13 protein-coding genes are annotated in these 19,330 nt (G+C 51.4%); 8 read left to right on the top strand and 5 right to left on the bottom strand.

The annotated features are described in order from the left end of the window. The first annotated feature begins 31 nt into the window (after positions 1 to 31). Genes D1627_RS17130 through D1627_RS17120 form a run of 3 tightly spaced genes read left to right on the top strand, consistent with a single transcriptional unit; the run spans position 32 to position 5,189 of the window. Positions 32 to 1,777, top strand: coding sequence for a complex I subunit 4 family protein (locus D1627_RS17130; RefSeq protein ID WP_119433499.1), 1,746 nt, complete (start codon positions 32 to 34; stop codon positions 1,775 to 1,777). After that, positions 1,778 to 3,286: an NADH-quinone oxidoreductase subunit N gene (locus D1627_RS17125; protein WP_119433498.1), complete on the top strand. Its 1,509-nt coding sequence runs from the start codon at positions 1,778 to 1,780 to the stop codon at positions 3,284 to 3,286. It abuts the gene before it with no gap. Positions 3,287 to 3,293: 7 nt separating this feature from the next. Next, a complete protein-coding gene (locus D1627_RS17120; RefSeq protein WP_119433497.1) occupies positions 3,294 to 5,189 on the top strand; it encodes an amidophosphoribosyltransferase in 1,896 nt (631 codons plus the stop codon). Between the two features lie 170 nt (positions 5,190 to 5,359). Here D1627_RS17120 and D1627_RS17115 read toward each other — a convergent pair whose 3' ends face one another. Beyond that, positions 5,360 to 6,304, bottom strand: a complete 945-nt coding sequence (locus tag D1627_RS17115) for a YeiH family protein (protein ID WP_119433496.1) — start codon at positions 6,302 to 6,304, stop codon at positions 5,360 to 5,362. A gap of 402 nt (positions 6,305 to 6,706) precedes the next feature. On the opposite strand from D1627_RS17115, the gene D1627_RS17110 reads away from it, so the two are divergent. Together D1627_RS17110 and D1627_RS17105 are read left to right on the top strand one after the other, a co-directional pair. Next, a complete protein-coding gene (locus D1627_RS17110) occupies positions 6,707 to 9,730 on the top strand; it encodes an amidohydrolase family protein (protein WP_119433495.1) in 3,024 nt (1,007 codons plus the stop codon). A 102-nt stretch (positions 9,731 to 9,832) separates the two neighbouring features. Continuing rightward, the gene (locus D1627_RS17105; RefSeq protein WP_119433494.1) at positions 9,833 to 11,176 is read left to right on the top strand and encodes an amidohydrolase family protein; all 1,344 of its coding nucleotides are present in this window, start codon (positions 9,833 to 9,835) and stop codon (positions 11,174 to 11,176) included. Positions 11,177 to 11,265: 89 nt separating this feature from the next. On the opposite strand, the gene D1627_RS17100 is transcribed toward D1627_RS17105, so the two are convergent. Both D1627_RS17100 and D1627_RS17095 read right to left on the bottom strand, forming a co-directional pair. Continuing rightward, entirely contained in the window at positions 11,266 to 12,294 is a 1,029-nt protein-coding gene (locus D1627_RS17100) for an alkaline phosphatase D family protein (RefSeq protein ID WP_158607212.1), read from the bottom strand. 115 nt (positions 12,295 to 12,409) lie between these two features. Then, on the bottom strand, positions 12,410 to 14,209 hold the full coding sequence (locus D1627_RS17095) for a M61 family metallopeptidase (RefSeq protein ID WP_119433492.1): 1,800 nt from the start codon (positions 14,207 to 14,209) through the stop codon (positions 12,410 to 12,412). Positions 14,210 to 14,548: 339 nt separating this feature from the next. Here D1627_RS17095 and D1627_RS17090 point away from each other — a divergent pair, with 339 nt between their 5' ends. Continuing rightward, positions 14,549 to 15,391, top strand: coding sequence for a hypothetical protein (locus D1627_RS17090; RefSeq protein ID WP_119433491.1), 843 nt, complete (start codon positions 14,549 to 14,551; stop codon positions 15,389 to 15,391). Between the two features lie 140 nt (positions 15,392 to 15,531). Then, entirely contained in the window at positions 15,532 to 16,032 is a 501-nt protein-coding gene (locus D1627_RS17085; protein ID WP_119433490.1) for an META domain-containing protein, read from the top strand. A gap of 33 nt (positions 16,033 to 16,065) precedes the next feature. Here the strand turns inward: D1627_RS17085 and D1627_RS17080 are convergent, their stop codons facing one another. After that, positions 16,066 to 16,560 carry a hypothetical protein gene (locus D1627_RS17080; protein WP_147383359.1) on the bottom strand — a complete coding sequence of 165 codons (495 nt, stop codon included), beginning with the start codon at positions 16,558 to 16,560 and terminating at the stop codon, positions 16,066 to 16,068. Positions 16,561 to 17,118: 558 nt separating this feature from the next. Between D1627_RS17080 and D1627_RS17075 the strand changes: the two genes are divergently transcribed. Beyond that, positions 17,119 to 18,642 carry a gluconokinase gene (locus D1627_RS17075; RefSeq protein WP_119433488.1) on the top strand — a complete coding sequence of 508 codons (1,524 nt, stop codon included), beginning with the start codon at positions 17,119 to 17,121 and terminating at the stop codon, positions 18,640 to 18,642. 1 nt (position 18,643) lies between these two features. Here the strand turns inward: D1627_RS17075 and D1627_RS17070 are convergent, their stop codons facing one another. After that, positions 18,644 to 19,321, bottom strand: coding sequence for an outer membrane beta-barrel protein (locus D1627_RS17070; RefSeq protein WP_119433487.1), 678 nt, complete (start codon positions 19,319 to 19,321; stop codon positions 18,644 to 18,646). Between the last annotated feature and the right edge of the window lie 9 nt (positions 19,322 to 19,330).

Raw genomic sequence — 19,330 nt, 5'->3', positions numbered from 1 at the left:
AAAAACAATCAGTAATTAACAAGTAACAGCGTTGAACGATTTTATACTTAGTAGCCTCATCTTTACACCTTTGCTGGCAGCGCTGCTGGTGCTACTACTGCCCGTACGCCTGCAGCATACCATAAAAGCGGTGGCGCTGGCAGGCACTGTGGTACAAATGGGGCTGGCCATACTTTTATACTTCGGATTTGATGGGACGGTGCTTGCCAACGGGCAGCAGGGCTATCAGTTTGTAGAGAAGCTGAACTGGATCGGGTTTACGCTCGGCAGTTTGGGCCGCTTCCAGATCGATTATTTTCTGGGGGTGGATGGCATCAGCATCAGCATGGTGCTGCTCACGGGCATTGTGGGCGTAATCGGCGTAATTTCCTCCTGGACCATCACCAAAAACGTAAAGGGCTACTTTCTGCTTTACCTGTTGCTGCTAACCAGCGTGATGGGCTGTTTCCTAGCCCTCGATTTCTTCCTGTTCTACCTGTTTTTCGAGTTTATGCTCCTGCCGATGTATTTCCTGATCGGTATCTGGGGCGGGCCGAAGCGCGAGTATGCCGCCATTAAGTTTTTTATTTACACGCTGGTAGGCTCGCTTTTTATACTTTTAGTGATGATCGGGCTGTATACTTCCGTGATAGACCCGCAGGCTACGGCTGTGCAAATGGGCTTTGCGGAGCAAGGCGCTGAGGCTGGCAAGGCGGTTGTTACGCAGGTGCAGCAAATGTTGCAGCGCAACGCCATCAGCAGCTATAACCTGGTGCGCACCTTCAGCATTCCGGCCATGATGGAGCCGGCCAACTTTATCCCGAACAGCCTGCTGCACGTGTTATCCGGCTCGGTGCTCTGGGATCTGCCTTTGCGTTTTATCGCGTTCCTGCTGCTGTTTGCCGGGTTCGCCATTAAAGTGCCGTCGGTGCCGGTGCATACCTGGTTGCCCGATGCGCACGTGGAAGCGCCTACGCCTATCTCGGTGTTGCTGGCGGCCATACTCCTGAAAGTGGGAGGCTACGGCCTGATCCGGATCGTGTACCCGATTTTCCCGGATGCCGGCGCATACTTTGCCGTGCTGGTAGGCGGTTTGGGCGTGCTATCTATTATCTACGGCGCCTTGAATGCGCTGGCCATGAGCGACCTGAAAAAGCTGATCGCCTACTCGTCGGTTTCGCATATGGGTTTTGTGTTGCTGGGGCTGGCCTCGCTAACCGTTGAAGGTGTAAATGGCGCGGTGTACATGATGTTCAGCCACGGGATTATCTCGGCTATGCTGTTCCTGGTTGTGGGGGTGATTTATGACCGGGCCCATGACCGTATGATTCAGAATTTCAGAGGACTTGCACACATGATGCCCGTTTACACGGTGTTTGTGGTAATCGCTTTCTTCGCCTCGCTGGGCTTACCGGGCTTCTCTGGGTTTATTGCCGAATTGCTGGTACTGGTAGGTGGTTTTGGAGCGCCGGAGGCCACGGGCCTGCTGCCGCGCTGGCTAACAGTGGTGGCGGTGTTTGGCTTGTTGCTGGCTGCTGCCTATTACCTGTGGGCGCTGCAGCGCATGTTCTTCGGCAAGTACTGGATCTTCCCGGAGCTGCGCGAAAAAGCCACGCTTACAGATCTTACCACCCGCGAGTACCTGATGCTGGTGCCGCTGGCTCTACTTGCGCTGCTTTTCGGCATCTTTCCGCACCTGCTCCTCGATAAAATAGGCCTGACAGTGACTGGTTTCACAGAACTGGTATTGCAGCGCGGGCAGGAACAGCTTGGTTTAATTTTATCAACGCTAAGGTAAGTGAACGAACAAGCGGCATACTTAACAGATAAGCTCAACGCCATTATTACGGGTGCAGACACCTTGCTGCCCGAGTTTCTGCTGGCAATTTTTTTCCTGCTGCTCATCACGCTCGATCTTTTCAGATCAGAAAGTATAAAAAGGCTGCTGCCCTGGCTGGCCCTTACCGGCTTGTTCTCGGTGCTGGCGTTGCAGGTGCTTGGCAGTTATACTTCTGTTGCCAATGAGTCCTTTCTGAACCTGTTGGTATCGGATGGCTTGGCGCGCTATGGTGGAATTCTATTCAGCGCAGCGGGTATTTTTACTATTTTGATGGCTTTGCAGCATGAGCAGCTGGAAAGGCTAAAAGAGGGGAAAGGTGAGTTTTATGCCTTGCTGCTCCTACTTGTACTGGGCCTCAACCTGATGGCAAAATCGGTGAACCTGCTGATGGTGTTCCTATCTATCGAAACGGTTTCCATCGCTTCCTACATCCTGACGCTAACACTAAAACAAGAAAAAAGAGCCGTGGAAGCCGGCCTGAAGTATATTCTGTACGGTGCCCTTTCGGCAGGCGTAATGTTGTATGGCATGTCCTTCTTCTACGGCTTTTCGGGCACGCTGGCCTATACCACGGAGGCTTTTGCGCTTGGCCTTTTGCAAGCCGATGGCCTGCTTGTGACTATCGCGGCCATACTTGTGCTGGCTGGTTTCTTCTTTAAGATTTCGGCAGCGCCCTTTCATTTCTGGGCACCGGATGTGTACCAGGGTGCGCCGCTGCCGGTGGTTGCCCTTTTCTCGACAGGGCCCAAAATGGCCGGCATATTGGTTATCCTGCGTTTTGTGGGCAACTTCTCCGATGCTACGGCCTTTGCCGATGTGCAACTGCTATTGGGTGTCGCCGCCATCGCCACGATGGTAATCGGTAACTTTACGGCGCTGTGGCAAAAAACGCCCCGCAGGCTGCTTGCCTATTCATCCGTTTCGCATGCCGGTATCCTGCTGATGGTGCTACTTGCTTTGGGCACGAGTTATACCTCCAGCCTGCTGTTTTACCTTACGGTGCTCCTGTTTATGAACTTTGGCATTTTCCTGGTGCTGCAGGTATCGGAACAGCGTTTTGGCGTAAAGTCTTTGGAGGATTTTTCAGGGATAGGCCGCATGCAGCCTTTTTTAGGTGTGATGGCCATACTTAATGTGCTCTCGCTGACTGGTTTGCCGCCCTTGGCTGGTTTTATGGCTAAGCTACTGGTGTTTAGTAATGTATGGGAAGCCTATACTTTATCGGGCAACACCATGCTGCTCACGCTGCTTATACTTGGCGTGCTGCTAACGGGCGTGGCGCTCTTTTACTATATCAAGATACCGTACTACCTTTTCTTCAAAAGGAATCAATCTCAGGAAAATTTAGTTATTTCACCGTCGAATAAACTGTTATTGGCACTGTTTGCCCTGCCGCTGCTGGTTTTGTTCTTTAAACCTGACCTGCTGCTGCACTGGATAGAACAACTGCTGACCCAGACACTATAAAGCACTCATGAGCGACGCAATTAAGCACGAATGTGGTATAGCCCTGATCAGGCTCAGGAAACCAATCAGTTATTACGCCGAGAAGTATGGCACCCCCATGTATGGCGTTAACAAGTTGTACCTGCTGATGCAGAAACAGCATAACCGGGGCCAGGACGGAGCAGGTGTTGCCAGCATCAAGATAAACGCCCTGCCCGGCATCGACTACATCAGCCGTTTCCGCTCTGTAAAGACGCGAGCCATTGATAGCATCTTTGGGAAGATTGGCAAAGAGTATAAGAACCTGAAGGATGAATACCCGGAGAAAGCGGAGGATGTTGACTGGATCTGGGAGAACATGCCTTTTCTGGGAGATGTATACCTGGGCCACCTGCGCTACGGCACCCACGGCCTCAACAGCGTGGATAATTGCCACCCGATGGTACGCGAGAACAACTGGCGCAGCCGCAGCTTGGCCGTGGCCGGTAACTTCAATATGACCAACGTGGATGAGCAGTTTAACAAGCTGCTGGAACTTGGTCAGCACCCAAAGCATAAAACTGATACCACTACGGTACTGGAAAAAATCGGCCATTTCCTGGACGAGGAGAACCAGCGCCTGTTCGATTACTATAAGAAAGGCGATTATACTAACAAGGAGATCACCCAACTGATAGAGCAGAACCTCGACATGCAGCGCGTGCTGAAACGCGCTGGCAAGGACTTCGACGGTGGTTATGCCATGGCCGGCCTTACTGGTTTTGGAGCTTCCTTTGTGATGCGCGACCCGAACGGCATCCGCCCCGCGTATTATTATGCGGATGACGAAGTAGTGGTGATCGCCTCGGAAAAGCCTGCTATCAAAACGGCTTTCGGTATAGAATACAGCGAGATCAAAGAGATTGCGCCTGGCCACGCCTTGATTATAGACAAAGCCGGCAACCCGGAATTGAAGGAAGTGGTGGAGCCACGCGAAAAACTTTCGTGCAGCTTTGAGCGCATTTACTTCTCCCGTGGCAACGACCCAGAGATTTATACCGAGCGCAAGAATATGGGCAAGCTGCTTTGCCCACAGATTCTGGAGGCGATCAATTACGACCTGAAAAATACGGTTTTCTCATACATCCCGAACACTGCCGAAACCTCGTGGTTGGGCATGATGAAGGGAATTGAGAACCACCTGCGCGAGTACCGCAAGAAAGCCATACTTAACCAGGAGCTTTCTGAGGAGCAACTCGACGAGATTCTGCAGTTTAAGCCACGCGCCGAGAAACTGGTAATCAAAGATGCCAAACTGCGCACCTTTATCACTGACAACGACAGCCGCGACGACCTGGTAACGCACGTGTACGACACGACTTACGAGGTAGTAAAGAAAGGCGTGGATACTTTGGTGGTGCTTGATGACTCTATTGTGCGCGGCACAACGCTGGAGAAGAGCATCATTAAAATGCTGGATAAACTGGAGCCGAAAAAAATCATCATCGTTTCTTGCGCCCCGCAAATCCGCTACCCTGACTGCTATGGCATAGATATGTCCAGGATGAAAGAGTTTGTGGCCTTCCGTGCGTTGCTGGGCTTGTTAAAAGACACCGGCCAATGGGATAAGCTGCAGGAAACCTATAATAACTGCCTTGCTGCCGCTGGCACAGATGCCTTCAAGGAAACCAATTTTGTGCAGGACCTTTACAACCTGTTTACGCACAAGGAGCTCTCCGACAAGGTAGCAGAGATTGTAAAAGCGCCGGAAGTAAAAGCCGAAGTAGAAGTTATCTATCAGACCATCGAAGACCTGCACCAGGCTTGCCCGAACCACAAAGGCGACTGGTATTTCACGGGTAACTACCCAACTCCGGGCGGTACGGGCGTGGTAAACCGCGCATTTATGAACTTCGTGGAGAACAAATCCGGAAGAGCGTATTAAGGTATAAAGTATAGATAAAAAAGTCGAAGGGCTTCTGCAGGATGGCGGAAGCCCTTCGACTTTTTTACGATTCAGCTTCCTCTAGACAGGTATCTTTCTTAAGATCTAATAAGATTGCCGGGCAAGTATAATCGTGATGCTTTCGGAGAGTGTGAAGTATAAACCTCATGCTAAAACATCAGAATTACAGCTAACGATGCACTTGCTACCAACAGCCAAAGTATGAGGCCCTGATAGAAAGGCTTGGCACTGATGCTGCGCAGTGTAGCACGGCTAAGGTTTGCCCCAATCAGGAACAGCGAGAGCAGCAGGCCCTTTTTGGCGGCTAAAAGTATAGGTGGCGCTACGGCCAATGCAGCCGGCACGAAAGTTACCAGCACCGAGGCAAGTATAAACAGCAGTATAAAAACCGGCACTTTTGCTTTGGCCTCGCCCGACTTAAACGCCATACCAGATACAAGCACCATTGGCACGATCCAGAGGGCACGGGTAAGCTTTAGGGTCGTGGCAAGTTGGAGGGCTTCATCGCCATACTTGGCGGCGGCACCAACTACCGAGCTGGTGTCGTGGATGGCAATGGCGGCCCAGGTGCCAAACTGCTGCTGGTTTAAGCCGAACGCATGACCTACAACCGGAAATACGAAGAGCGCCAGCGCATTTAAAGTGAACACAATCCCGAGCGAAACGGAAATATCCTGTGCATTGGCTTTTATAGCGGGTGAAACTGCGGCAATAGCGCTGCCACCGCAAATAGCGGTTCCCACTGAGACCAGGTGCGTTAATTTGGGCGTGATATTAAAAAACCTGCCTAGTAAAAATCCTAGTAACATGGTAACACTCAGTGAAATGGCTGTGTAAAGCAAGCCACTTAAGCCTGTGTCGGCCACTTGGTATAAATCAATCCCAAAGCCGAGGCCAACCACGGCTGCCTGCAACACATACTTTGCCGCTTTCTCAGAAAGCTCCTGAAGCGGGTTGCCTAGTATCAAGCCAAACCCTAAGCCAAGGGCTAAGGCCTCCGGCGAGCTAAACCAGGGAGAGAAAATTATAAGCGCGGCAGCAAGTATAAAAAGCGTCTGGTGCAAAGCGGGTGGCAGGTTGTAGTTAAGGCGCATGTGCAGCTGTTTTCAGCAGAAGGCCAAATTTAAGCGGAATTTTGGGAGCACAAAAATGGAAGCGCGCTAATTCTGGCACAGTGCAAGTGTACTAAGCCTTGCTCATCCGAGCATAACAAGTTGCGCATGTTAAGCCAGTCCATATCAGACACAGGGTATAGCACACATACGTAAAAGAGGGGTTCCTGTGTATAATTGAAGAACTCGAAGCCATCTTGGCAGCACATAAGCTCAGATTAAAGCGGCACCTGCCCAAAACTTATACCCTTGTTAAACTTTTAGCGGCAGCGGCAGTCAAAGTTTGCATATAGTATCGGCTATAGATAGTTTTTTATCTTGTTGATGCCTAAATTGATAACCGAAACTTGTCTAAACTTTAATCTATTACCTACAATCTACAGAATGAAAAAAATCTTTACCATTGCAGCCTGCCTCGCTTTGGGGGCCGGCAGTGTAATGGCGCAGGATACTTTTCCGCGCAACGGAGTGTACGATGAGCGCTCCGGGCTCATGGCCTTCACCAACGCCACCGTCCATACCGATTATAAAACCACCGTGCCTAACGCCACGCTGCTTATCCGGAACGGGAAGGTAGAGGCAGTTGGTGCTGGCCTGAAAATACCTGCCGGTGCCGTAGTGATGGATGCCAAAGGCAAGCATATTTACCCAGGCCTGGTGGATATGTTCACAAGCTACGGCCTGCCGGAGGTTAAGTCTGAGCGCCGCAACTGGCGCGCCGCCCCGCAAATGGAATCCACGAAAGAAGGCGCCTACAACTGGAACGAGGCCATCCGGCCAGAAACGAACGCAGTAGAGCTTTTTAAGGTAAGCAGCAAGCAGGCCGAGGAGATGCGAAAGCAAGGCTTCGGAACGGTACTGGCCGTACACCGCGACGGCATTGCCCGCGGCACGGCAGCGCTGGTAACACTGGCTGCAAAGCGCGAGAACGAGGTTATCCTGAAAGACAGAGCCGCCGCTGCCCTCTCTTTCGACAAAGGAAGCTCGAAGCAGGATTACCCGAACTCACTGATGGGTGCCGTGGCCCTGTTGCGCCAAACCTACCTGGATGCGCAATGGAACGCCCAGAACCCGGGCAAAGAGCAGAACATCTCACTCACGGCCTTTACTCAGGCTAACAGCTTCCCGCAGATTTTCGAAGCCGACAATAAACTGGATGCAATTCGTGCCGATAAGGTGGGAGATGAGTTTGGCAAGCAGTACATCATAAAAGGCACCGGCGATGAGTACCAGATGCTGCCGCAGGTAAAAGCCACCAATGCGCCGCTTATCCTGTCGCTCGATTTCCCAATTGCCTATAACGTAGAGGACCCGTTTGATGCCCGCCGTGTATCTTTAGAAGATATGAAGCACTGGGAAATGGCGCCAGCCAACGCCGCCCTGCTGCAAAAGGCCGGTGTTACCATCGCATTCACAGCCAACGACTTGAAGGATAAAAAGGACTTCTGGCCAAACTTGCGCAAAGCCGTGAAGTATGGCCTGAGCGAAGAAGAAGCCCTGAAAGCATTAACCGCCACGCCAGCAAAATTGCTGCAAGCTGAAAACCAAGTGGGTAGCCTGAATAAAGGCATGCTGGCCAACTTTATCATTACCACGGATAACCTTTTCTCAGACGAGAACATCATCCTGGAAAACTGGGTGCAGGGCGAGCAGTATAAAATTGCCGAAGTGCCAGCCGATTTCCGGGGCATGTATACGTTGCAACTGGGCAACAACAAAGCGCGCAAGTTTTTGATTGCGGGCACTGCAGAAAAGCCTGAACTGAAAGTAATTGCCGAAGACACTGTAAAAGGCAGCATCAGCTTTAAAGGCGACCTGGTTACCATCTCTTTTGCCGAGGGTAAGGATAGCAAGGAGAGCATTCGTTTGAGCGGCTGGGTGGCCGGCAAAAACCTGCAAGGCGAAGGCCAGCTGCCAAACGCCACTGCCGTGAAGTGGGTGGCTTCATACTCTGAGGCCATGACGGAGCAGGAGAAAAAGGAGCGCGCCAAAAAAGAGGCAGAAGTTAGCACTGGAAGTATGATCTATCCTTTTCGCGCCTTTGGTCAGGCCGAGCTGCCGAAGCAGGAAACCATACTTATCAAAAATGCCACCGTCTGGACAAACGAAAAAGAAGGCCGCCTGGAGAACACCGACGTGTTGCTGAAAAACGGCAAGATCGCGAAAGTGGGTAAAAACCTGAGCGAGTCCGGAGCCCGCGTGATAGACGGAACAGGCAAACACGTAACACCGGGTATCATTGACGAGCACTCGCACATCGCCCTGGACGACGTGAACGAAGGCACACAGTCTGTTACGGCAGAGGTGCGCATGGCCGACGTGGTGAACCCAGAGGACATTAACATTTACCGCCAGCTGGCTGGTGGCGTAACCACCTCGCAACTGCTGCACGGCTCGGCTAACCCAATTGGCGGGCAGTCGGCGATCGTGAAGCTGCGCTGGGGCAAAAGTGCTGACGAAATGCTTGTGAAAGGCGCTGACCCATACATCAAATTCGCGCTCGGCGAAAACGTGAAGCAGTCAAACTGGGGTAGCACGCAGACCATCCGTTTCCCGCAATCCAGAATGGGGGTGGAGCAAGTATACGTAGATGCCTTTACCCGCGCCAAAGAGTATGAGCAGGCCTGGAAATCTTATAACAAGCTATCTAAAAGAGAAAAAGCCAAAGCACAGGCCCCGCGCCGCGACCTGGAGCTGGATGCCCTGGTAGAAATCCTGAACGACAAGCGCTTTATTACCTGCCACTCTTACGTGCAGTCAGAAATTAACATGCTGATGAATGTGGCCGATGAGATGGGCTTTAAAGTGAACACCTTTACGCACATCCTGGAAGGGTATAAAGTAGCCGACAAGATGAAGGAGCACGGCGTAGGCGGTTCTACCTTCGCCGACTGGTGGGCTTACAAGATGGAGGTGAAGGATGCGATCCCGCAGAACGCCGGCATCATGAACCAGATGGGCGTGGTAACCGCCATCAACTCAGATGACGCGGAGATGGCGCGCCGCCTGAATCAGGAAGCTGCCAAGAGCGTGAAGTATACCGGCATGAGCGAGGAAGACGCTCTGAAAATGGTCACGCTTAACCCGGCCAAGCTGCTGCACCTCGACGATAGAATGGGAAGTATAAAAGCTGGAAAAGACGCCGACGTGGTGCTCTGGAACAACAACCCGTTATCCATCTACGCCAAGCCGCTAAAAACCTTTGTGGATGGTGTTGCCTACTACGACCTGGAGCGCGACGAGCAGATGCGCGAGGAACTGGAAAAAGAGCGCATGCGCCTGGTGCAAAAGATGCTGAACGAGAAAAGCGGCGGTGCTAAAACCCAGGCGGTAAGAAGCAGAAAAGCCTACGTAGTGCACTGCGAGGATGTGCAGCACAACGAGGAAGAAGCTTACATCGCTTATTAATTGTCAAACTGTTTAATGGCTAAATTGCTGCTCACAAAGCGATTGTTGATGACACAAGATGAACCAACAATCTAACAGGGAAGCAATGCAACAATTCAATTCATGAGAATCCATAAAAGATATATTTCTGCGTTGGTGGCGCTGCTCTTTAGCATGCCGGTGATGGCGCAGGTGCCGGCGCCGGCAGCCAAGCAAAGCAAGCCCGTGCTACTGAAAGGCGCAACCCTGCACGTGGGCAACGGGCAGGTAATTGAGAACGCCGCCGTAGGCTTCGATAAAGGTAAAATTACGTATGCCGGCCCGCTAAACGGGGCAAGTATGAGTGGCTACGAGGTAGTGGATGTTAGCGGGCAACACATTTACCCAGGCCTGATCCAGCCGAACGCGGCGCTAGGCCTGAACGAGGTAGAAAGCGTGCGTGCCACCATCGACTGGCGCGAGATAGGGGATATTAACCCGAACGTGCGCTCCGTAATTGCCTATAACACGGATTCAGACATCATCCCGACGGTGCGAGCCAACGGCGTTTTAATGACGCAGCTTACCCCGCTGGGTGGTACCATCTCCGGCTCATCGTCTATTGTGCAGCTGGATGCCTGGAACTGGGAAGACGCCGTGGTGAAAGCCGACGAGGGCATCCACCTGAACTGGCCCAACATGCTGATCGAGACGGGTAATAGCCGCACCGATGAGCGCCTGAAGCGCATGGCTGACCGCCGCGACGAAACCATCCTGGAGCTGGAGAAGCTCTTCAGGGATGCGGCCGTGTATAAAGCCGGCAAGCGCGAAAGCGAGAACCTGAAACTGGCCTCTATGGCCGGCCTGTTTACCGGTGCACAAAAGCTGTACATCCACGCGGATTATGGCAAGGAGATTATTGAAGGGGTAAACTTCGCGAAGAAGCACGGTGTGAAGGAAGTAGTAGTGGTTGGTGCCCGCGATGCCGTGGCCGTGGCCGATTTCCTGAAGGCAAACAATATCTCCGTTATCTACTCAGGAGTGCACGCGCTGCCGTCGCGCGCCGAGGAGGATGTGGATATGCCGTACAAAACGCCATACTTGCTGCACAAGGCTGGTATCATGTTCGCGCTGGATTATGACTTGGCCATACATGGCATCCGTAACCTGCCGTTTATAGCCGGTACCGCTGCCGCTTACGGCCTGGATAAAGAGCAGGCGCTGACTGCCGTAACACTGAACACTGCCAAAATCCTGGGCATCGAGAAGCAGGCAGGTTCTGTGGAGGTTGGCAAAGACGCCACGCTGGTGGTATCATCCGGCGACTTGCTGGATATGCGCACAAATAACGTGACATACGCTTTTATCCAGGGCCGCAACATCGACCTGAATAACAAGCAGAAGTACCTGTACGAGAAGTTCGAGGAGAAGTATAAGGCTCAGCAGCAGCAAGTGCCGGCTGGTGCTACTTCCTCAGCAGGCAACTAAGTTTATACTTTCAGCACAGAAAAAGAGGCTGCCACACGTGGTAGCCTCTTTTTTTTATGGTATGTGCTCTCAGAAGTATGGCCGTCGTCTCACTGCGTGTAATTGCCGGTAAAAGTTAGCTGTTGCTCGATAAGAGCCTCGTTTCCCACGCCTCTTATCTGCATGGTTACTTCTATGGAGCTGCCCTGCCAGGTTACATCCAGCAGGCCGAAGTTAAGAGCGCCAACCTGCTCCCCAACTCTATACTTGTTGCCTTTTGTGCTGGGCTTCCGGAAGTGCGTCATGCCGCTGGAGGTGATCTCGTAAATGGGCTGTGTATACCCTTGTAGGTTGATTTTGGCCAGTTCGCCCACGTGCCTATCGCCGGAGAGCAGGATGGGGTTGGCCGGGCGCGTAGTTTCTAGCAAATGCAGCAGACGCTTGCGGGCAGACGGAAACGCCGACCAGTTGGTATACGCATGGCCATTGGGCAGCACCTGCAAGCCCGAAGCGATCAGGTTGATCTGTGCATCAGAACTGGCCAGCTCTTTTTCCAGCCATTGCCACTGCGCCTCGCCGAGCACATCGCCGGCATAGTTTGGCAGGTACAGCCCGAAAACATCCAGCAGCTTATCGCGGTGGTAGCGCACATCCAGCAGGATGATCTTTACTTTTCGCGGGCCTTCTCCTAAAGTATAGCTACGGTAGATACCGGCCTGTCTGCGCACGGCTGCGGTATCGGGGATGCCCATAAAATCAAGGAACAGGGCCTGGCTTTGCGCTTTTTTCTCAAACTCCTTGCCTGCATCGTTATAGCCGAAATCGTGGTCGTCCCAGGTGCCGGTAACAGGGGTGGTTTGCAACAATTGGATGTAAAGCGGTTGGCGCAGTTGGCGATGATACTTACTGGCCAAGGTGTCCATGTCATGTGTGTCGGCATAAATATTATCGCCGAGCCAGAGCCAGAGATCGGGTTTTGCCGCTAGAATGTCTGCCCAGAGAGGTTGCGGGTCATCTTGGTCGTTGCATGAGCCGAAGGCAATGCGGGTGTGCGGTATGTCTGGCTGCGCTGTTACCAAAAGGCTTTTCAGAAGCAGCAGCGCGAGCATCAGTAAGGGTTTCAGGGTTGACTTCATCATATAACTACCTATAACCATGCGCAGCAAAAGCAGGTTTCCGAAGGTAAAAAAAAGCCCCTGCGCCAGTGGCGTAGGAGCTAACCAATATATTGGTACAACAAACAACAAACTCAATTTAGATATTGCGCAGCCAGGCCTGGCGCAGGGCCACTTGGGCTGGTGTGGCCTGCTCGTTCTCCTTAAACTGGTGCTTAAGCTCTTTTGTCTTTTCCAGCATTTTAAGTTTAAGGTCAAGGTTTCTGCCATCGCGCTCCACAGTTATGGTATAAGCGTCGCCTGTGTTAAGGGTAACCAGCTTGCCTAGCTCTTGGTTGGCGTTTTGCAGGCTAATGGCGGCACCGTTTAAGGCTACTAGGGCATCGTTTTCGTGCAGGCCCAGCTTCTGTGCCGCTTCATCTACTTTTACCATGCGCAGCTTTCCGTCCGGCACAGCAAAGGTATAACCCAGCGATTTTGTCTTCTCATCAGATACAACGGAAGGCGTGTAGCTTATGCCAAGCTTATTGTAGTAAGCTGCCAGCGGAAGGGGCTCTGCGTTTTTCACGTAGCGGTTAAAAAATTCGCTGATCTCCGGGTAGGTCTTCGCGGCAAAAATGTCGAAGAACTCGTTTTCAGGGAAGGCCTTGCTCGGGCCATACTCTTTAGAAAGCTCATTGATCACCTCGCGCAGGCCACGCTTGCCCCCTGACAGCTCCAGCAAACGGATATCGAGCAGGGTTGCCACCACAGCGCCACGCATGTAAATATTGCCATATTGCTTCTGGCCTTCCGGTGTGTAAGAGGTTAGCGCTAGCTTCTGGAGGCTGTAGTTCTTATCCATCAGGTCGTCCATGCTGAGCTTTTGGCTCTGGTCGGCCAAGTACTCGGTCAGGTCCATCATGCCGCCGCGCAGCTGCATCATGTCGGAGGCCCACTCAGTGGTGCCCTCGTACAGCCACAGGTGCTGCGATGGTGTTGGCTCCACAAAGTTAAAGCGCTCGATGATTTCGGAATGTATGTTTAGCGGCGTGATGATGTGGAAGAACTCGTGCGCGGCAATGTCTGTCAGCTGTTGGGCATAGGCCGGCGTCAAGTCCTGCTCCTCCATCACGTACTCAGAGCTGTACGAGTGCTCCCAGGCACCCCAGCTCACATCCTCGAAATGGTAAAGGAAAGTGTAATGATCCACTGGAAAATCGACCACAAACTTGTGTGCCGCGCCCAGCATGTCGGTCATGTTCTGGAGCAGGTCCCCAGATTTGATCTTACCGGTTTTGGAGTAAGTATAAATATCGATGGTGGTGCCGTTGTACACCGTTTCGGCTTTGGTAAGCGTGCCCAGCAGTATCGGCGAGTCCACAATGTGGTCGTAGCTAGTGGCGGTGTAGTAGCCTTTGGCGTCCTTGCGCAGGGCGGTGCCCACTTCCCAGTTCTGCGGGTAATCCAGCTTAATGCGCATTGGCGAGGCCTGCAAGCCTTCTACATAGCCGAACACGCCCTGGCCGTTTATAAGTGCGTGGTCCTGCTCCAGCGAAGTGCCGCACATGCCGTATATCTTTTTCTCGGTAACGGGCGTGTCCCAGGTTTCGGCGATCTGGTACGAGATCTTGCGCACTTTGCCCGGCTTGCTCAGCTGCCATTGGTTGGTGCTGATCTGCTTTACCTCCAGCTCGCGCCCTTTTTTATCGTATGCCTTGAAATTCTCCACAAAGCGGCCAATGTCCATGGTCTGGTAAGTGCCCGGGGCCGTAGCGGCAAACTGGAAGATGTTGTTCTCATCCGAAAGGCCTTTTACATCCAGGCTAACCTTAAAGCGGTCGTCGGCGCGGTCGTTCAGGTTTACGTGGTAGGTTAGCTCAGGGCCTTTGGCAGCCTCGGCAGTTAGCCCCACCGAAAGCAACACAGCAAGCGCAAGGGCAGCAGATAGTTTTGTCATGATTCCGGGTTGAGTTTTTTCGTCTGATTAAAAGTATGAACTATACTTCTGGCGAGCTAATGAAATAGATAAACCCACCGGATAAATCGACCAAACCACACCTACTACACTTGTACCTGCCCAAATATGCCGCGGGCAAACCTAAAGGTTAAACTTGTACTGGCTCCCTGCAAGGAGGCGCTCTTTAAGTGAAATGCTGAATGTTTTGTGTTGATGATCAGTTTGTTATAAATCACCAGAAAGGTTATTTGGAGCAGCTGGAGGCAAAAGAACCCAACGTATGCGGCTGATGTCCGTTTAGAGGTAAAGTATTAACATTAAAACAAATAAACTGAACCTATGGAAAGAAACGACTTTAACTACCGTTCATCAAACGAGTATAGGAGACAGCACGACGATAACTATAACAATGAAGACCGCAACGAAAGTTTAGGAAATTACCGTGACCGCTATAGCAACCACCGCGGTAATTATTACGGCATGAACAACGAGGATGCCGCCTACAAGAACGTGCGTGTAAGCCACCCGGATGAGAACTATGGCTACAGAAGCGGTGGGCCTGTGGCTGGTTACGATGCAAGCAGCCACCGTGGTGCAATGCAAAACCACAGCCAGCAAAACCAGGACCATTACCACTACGGCGACCCAAACCCCTACATGGGCAACAGGCGCAGTGGAGGTTATGAGCCCAACAGAGGCACTGGCCGTGAAGATCATGATGAATACGGTACCACTGGCACGGCACGCGGCACCAACTACAGCGCCGGCTCACAAGACAGTGGCCGCTATAGCCGCCAAGACAACAGCTACCAATATGGTGGCTCTGGCCGCCGTTACGAAGATTTTGGTCGCGATGAGCATGAGAAGAGCTACAGAGGCCGCTCAGACCATGGCTACAACATGCTTGGTACCGATGCCTACTATGACCGTGGAGAGCACCCGCAAAGCCGTTCCCAAAACGATTATAACCGCGGCAACCGTGATGAGCATCGCTTTTACGAAGGCCGCTCCGACCACGACGACTATAGCCACCACAGCGAAATCCGCAACCCAAGGCACAGAAGCGAAAGTGACTATAGCCAGCGCAGCAGCCGTTATCGGCGCCCCGGCGAGTCGTCGGGTCCTGACTATAGTGCTGACTCCCGCATCAGTGGCTACGGCAACGAAAACCCGAGAGGGTAACGTCACTACCTACTTTAAAGTCCACGGTGCAGTTGCATCGTGGACTTTTTTGTGCCATACTTTAAGTGTAAACTTGCGTAAAAGAAGGCGGCTGTGGTGTTGCCATACACAGCCTGTATGTATAACCGAATGCTAAAAACATGAAAAAACTACTACGCTTGTTATCCTTCCTGCTGGTTACCTTATGGTTAGGAAGTGGCTGCACCGTACAAAACAAGGACCTGGCCGGTGAGGTAGAAAGTATTAAAGATGCTTACTGGAGTTTGGTATCGTTGGAAGGGCAGGATATGCAACAGCCTCAGAACACGAAAACAGCTTTTATCCGTTTTCAGGAAAGAGACGATGACGTGCATGGATTTACAGGTTGCAATAAATTCTTTGGAAAGTATGAGGCAAATGAAAAGAACTTAGTGCTATCCGAGTTAGGTACCACGCGTATGGCTTGCCCGGACATGGAGCAGGAAAACAAGTTTTTGGAAGTGCTTGGCCGCGTAGATAGTTATCGCCTCTCAGACAATATCCTTACATTATATGCCCGAGGCAAAGCCGTGGCCACGTTTATGACGGGCACAGAGCAAAGTATAGATAACACCGTGCCCGAAGATGTGAACATTGGCATAGACAGCGTAGGCATTTACTAATGCTGATTAAGCGTAGCCAAGGCTACGCTTTTTTTATGCCTGCGTTTTAAGCAACAGCTCGTTAAACTTCTCCAGCAGGGTAATGTACTTGCGCTGAAGGTTAACCAGTTCCTGCTCGCAATCGCGGAGGTTGTTTGGCTTATATACTTCCTGGGGCTCACCATCGAAGGGGAGGAGCAGGTTGGTGCTCGTCTGGGGCTGTGGTTTAGGAGCATCTTTTTTCACAATTTTACTCAGATGCGGGAAATTCTGTGAAAAGTCGTGGTGGATCACCTCACCTAGCTTTAAAATAAAGCTGTACGGAATACTAGACTCCTTAAACTTGTTGTAAAGCGTTTTTCGGCTGATACCCATCTTCTCCGCCACTAAGCCAATGGCTACTCCGCTGGCCTTAATTGCCTCGCGTATTACCTCGCCTCTATGTGTATTTGTCTTGATCATTCGCTGCAGCACGTTACCTGGTTGTGTAAGTATGATTTCCTTTACAAAAATAGGTAATCCGTATGTATGAAATGTGAATGTGGACAAATTTTACACGTTTATAGCTGGTGCGATTGGGTATGTTCTGTAAAAATGCCTGAAATGCAATGCGTTATATTTTTTTTACTGCTGGCAGCACAAGGTTTATCTACATTTTTATACATTATCCACAGTTATCCACAGACTTATGCCGACCAAAGAGGCCTCGTGTTGCTTTGAGATTTTGCTCATGAGTTAGCATAAGGTACCTATACTTAATCTCAGCCTCAAGCATGCTAAGTGAAATTGTGAGTATAGTTTACTCGCACTAACACACAAGAGCCTGCATAGTGAAATGCTGTGTAAAAGCTGTAACAAAACAGCTAAGTATAAAACTGGAGAAATTTGGGATATACCCCATCGCCTAAACGCTTTCTTAGCTTTTGCTATAAATGCGAGTAATAACAAGGCGACAATCCGTTGATTTGAGCAAAGCGTTGCATAAGCAGGCAATTTATGCGTGGCTGTTAAACCGCAGCTTGCTGATTTGGCAGTAACTTTTAAGTATAAACAGTTAATCCCAAAACCTAAAGCAGCATCTACGTAAGCAAAGTAAAATTAGTATATATGCAGCAAAACAGCATTATCGGTGTTGATATTGGAACCACCAGTACAAAAACAGTGGCATTTAGTTTGCAGGGCGAAGTGCTGTTCCATCAGGTTGTAGAGTACCCGATTATCAGCAGAGAGCCTGGGCAGGCGGAGCAGGAGCCTGAGCAGGTGTATCAGGCTGTGCGCAGTACTTTACGCACCGTGTCTGCTTGGCTTAGTGAGCATAACGTTAAGCCTTTAGGCGTAAGCTTTAGCAGCGCCATGCATAGCCTTATCCTGATGGATGCCGTTGGCGAGCCAATTAGCCGCTGTTTTATTTGGGCCGATACCCGTAGCCGTGTCTGTGCCGAAAGTATAAAAAATAGCGCTGTAGGGCATAAAATATACCTGCAAACAGGCACGCCGGTGCACCCCATGTCTCCGTTGCCAAAGCTGTGCTGGCTGCGGCAGGAGCAACCGGAATTATTTAAGCGTGCCGCCAAGTTTATCGGTATTAAAGAGTATGTCCTTTTCCGGTTGTTTGGTAAGTATAAAGTTGACTACTCGGTAGCCTCTGCCATGGGCTTATTTAATATTTTTGAGTTTGTGTGGCACAAGGATGCCCTAGAGGTAGCCGGCATAAATCCAGAGCAATTGCCCGAACCTGTTGCCCCAACCTATACCTTTCGGGGCCTTTCTGAGACCGATGCTGATTTTCTACAGCTTGATGCAGCTACTCCTTTCGTGGTTGGTGCAAGCGATGGATGCCTGGCAAACCTGGCCTCGCATGCCGTGCGTCCGGGAGAAGCTGTGGTAACTATTGGTACGAGCGGTGCGGTGCGCGTAATGGCCAACCAGCCTGCCACAGACATACAGGAGCGTGTTTTTAGCTATATCCTGAACGAAAACCATTTTGTGCTGGGCGGGGCCGTGAATAATGGCGGCGTGGCGCTACGCTGGTTCCGAGATGCCTTCTATGCCGCTGAAAGCGTGGAGGCGTTAGCCAAAGACCAGGATATTTACGAATTGCTGAATGATGTGGCAGAGTCTGTTGCGCCAGGAGCGGGAGGCTTGTTATTTTTGCCATACCTGCTCGGCGAGCGTGCCCCGGTTTGGGATGGCGCCGCGCGGGCCTGCTTTATTGGGGCTACCTTTAGCCACACGCGCGCGCATTTTCTGCGGGCAGTTATGGAGGGCGTGATTTTTGGCGTGAACAGCGTAGTACAAGCCCTTGAGCAAACCGTGGGCCCGGTTACTAACATTTATGCCAACGGCGGTTTCGCGTTTTCGGAACTTTGGGTACAGATGCTTTCTGATGTAACGGGTAAGCAGGTGCGCCTAACCGAAACCCCGGAAGGCTCTGCTTTTGGGGCTGCCATCCTGGGGATGTATGCTCTAAAATTACTGCCATCGCTAGAGGCGGCTGAGGAAATGATACGTATAAGCAGGACCTTCAAGCCTAACATGGCAAACCACCAGGTTTACGCAAAGAGCTACGCTGTTTATGAGCAGCTGTATCCTAAATTAAAAGATAGCTTTGAGCAGCTGGCTAAAGCTTGAACTATAAAGTATAGGAAACGCCAAGGCTGACATGAAGCGTGTTCATGGCTTGCTTGTGCTTAAAACGGTTGCCTTGCGCGCCTGCCACGGTAAACGCTGGTTTGGTGTAGAGCATGCCGCTTTCTACGTATAGCTCTACAGGTTTTGCGCGCAGCATTATGCCAACTGCCCAGCCAAATGCGGAAGCGCTGGCATTGTCGGCAGGCATGCTTAAGCTACCATAAACTGTATTTATGCGCCAGGAGGCACTGCGGTTAACCGATGCGCCAGCCGATGCCTTGGCATATAGTATAGTGGTCTCATCAGGTAGGGGATACAGCGCATACATGTCTGCCAGCGCCATTGCTGATTGCCAGCCCCGTGCCTCTTTGTCCGTTACCAGGTCGTCTGAGTCATCCACAAAAGCATCCATTCTAAATTTATTATAACGGTAAGTTACTGACCCTCCGGCGGCAAAAAACTTGCTGAAACGGTACCGGTAGCCAGCCTGCAGCAAAGGGCCCTGATCCGCAAAATCGGGGTAATCGTCTTCAAAATCAGCGCTCCCAAAATCTCCTTTAGGGGTAGCCACGCCAACCTGCAAGTACATGGTATGCTTTTCGATGGGCGCATTGTCCTGTGCCATTGCGCAAAGGCTTCCGGTAAAAATTACCAGAATTATAAGTATAAAGCGTTTCATAGCGAGGGT

The sequence above is a fragment of the Pontibacter oryzae genome, from assembly GCF_003576375.1.
Classification (GTDB): domain Bacteria; phylum Bacteroidota; class Bacteroidia; order Cytophagales; family Hymenobacteraceae; genus Pontibacter; species Pontibacter oryzae.
This window is presented reverse-complemented; position numbering and strand designations above follow the sequence as displayed.